Consider the following 1,413-nt stretch of genomic DNA (forward strand, 5'->3'; position numbering starts at 1 on the left):
CCTGCTATGAGGCCGATTACGGCAAGCGCAAAAAGTCCGCCCGCGGCGCACGAGTAGTGCGCAGTTGGGATTCCGAAGCACTGAGAGCGGGGGCGTTCTCCGCCAGAACGCGCGGAGTTGCACCGCGGTCCAACCTGCTATCCAAGCGCGGCCAAAGCCGGGGGATATGATGACTTATGCGGAAGAGCGGCGGAGACGAACGGTTCAATCTTCAGACGGGCCTTTCGGCCCAGGCTGAAACGCGAACGCGTGCCGTCCCCGCCGCAAAGTGCCCTTACGCTCAATGCCGGAGCAGCGTCAGACCGAGGCGTTGCGCACTGCACTGACCAGTGTTCAGCCGCCACAAGTCGACAGCCAGCCGTCGGGCCACTGCGACCGCGGCGCGCTTACGCGCCCGTTTGCCCGTGGCGGCTTGGATCCGCTGCAAAGGGGGATAGGTCGGCTGCCACTCCAGTAATCGCCAAACCGCCTCCACCAACTGATGGCGCAGGCGGCGATTACCGCACTTGGTGACCGAGCCTTGGCGGCGCGCGCGGTTGCTCGAGTGCTCCGACGGACACAGTCCGGTATAGCTGCCTACTTCTCGCCGGTTGTGAAAACGGTGCCAGTCTAGCACCTCGCTCTCGAGGATCGCCGTCGTCAAGGCACCTACACCCTTGGGCGCCGTTTGCCCTGCCATCAACGCCTCCACTTGCGGCGTGAGCTCCGCCAACATCGCCTCATAGCTGATCGCTTGGGCCTGCCACCGCGCAATGTGCGGCCGCAACCACTCAGGCAAGCGAGCCGAAAACCTTGGCCATACGTTCGCGTGCCACCAGCCGGTGGGCGCTCGCACGCCCTGGGACAACATCAACCCATGGCCACGCACCACGCAGCGATGCTGCTCCTTCAGCACCGTCCCGCGCTGCCGCGTCAGCGCCCGGCGTCGCTCCTCTTCCACCGTCGGTACCCGCACCACCGAGAACGCGTCCGTATTGCCCCGACTGTACCGATCCAGCCGGTTGCACAGCTCCCGCGCATCTCGCTTGTCCGTCTTCACTCGCCGGTGCCGCTCATCCAACCGCTGCGGCGCGATGACATAGTTGGTCACCCCAAGCGCCGTCAGCTGCCGATGCAGCAAGTACCCACACGGCCCTGCTTCATAGCAGCTCAGCACCGTCACCCCGCCCGCTCGCAACTCACGCACCTGCTCCAACAACTTGGCCGGGGCCAGCACCTGCGCCGGTTGCGGCACTCGCCCTCCTACCTGGCGGCACACCGTGATCTGGTCCGAGTGCACATCCATCCCCAACTTCACCGTCACTCCCGTGTCGACGGGAGCACGCTCCACCATATCCTCGACTACGTTAGTTCTCATATCAGCCGACAGGTTGGCGCATCCCGCGCCGCCTGTCGGCTACATGTCATCTTCAG

Annotated in this window: 1 protein-coding gene; it reads right to left on the bottom strand. The window is 64.9% G+C overall.

Annotated elements, in window-relative coordinates; genetic code table 11:
• Window positions 1–280: 280 nt before the first annotated feature.
• Window positions 281–1,357, bottom strand: coding sequence for an IS110 family transposase (locus DB354_RS00005; RefSeq protein ID WP_107833378.1), 1,077 nt, complete (start codon window positions 1,355–1,357; stop codon window positions 281–283).
• Between the last annotated feature and the right edge of the window lie 56 nt (window positions 1,358–1,413).

Origin of the sequence: Opitutus sp. ER46 (genome assembly GCF_003054705.1) — a bacterium.
Taxonomy (GTDB): Bacteria; Verrucomicrobiota; Verrucomicrobiia; order Opitutales; family Opitutaceae; genus ER46.

What these genes read in the sequence shown, in the direction of transcription:
- DB354_RS00005 (WP_107833378.1), bottom strand. Translation starts at nt 1,357, where the DNA reads ATGAGAACTAACGTAGTCGAGGATATGGTGGAGCGTGCTCCCGTCGAC.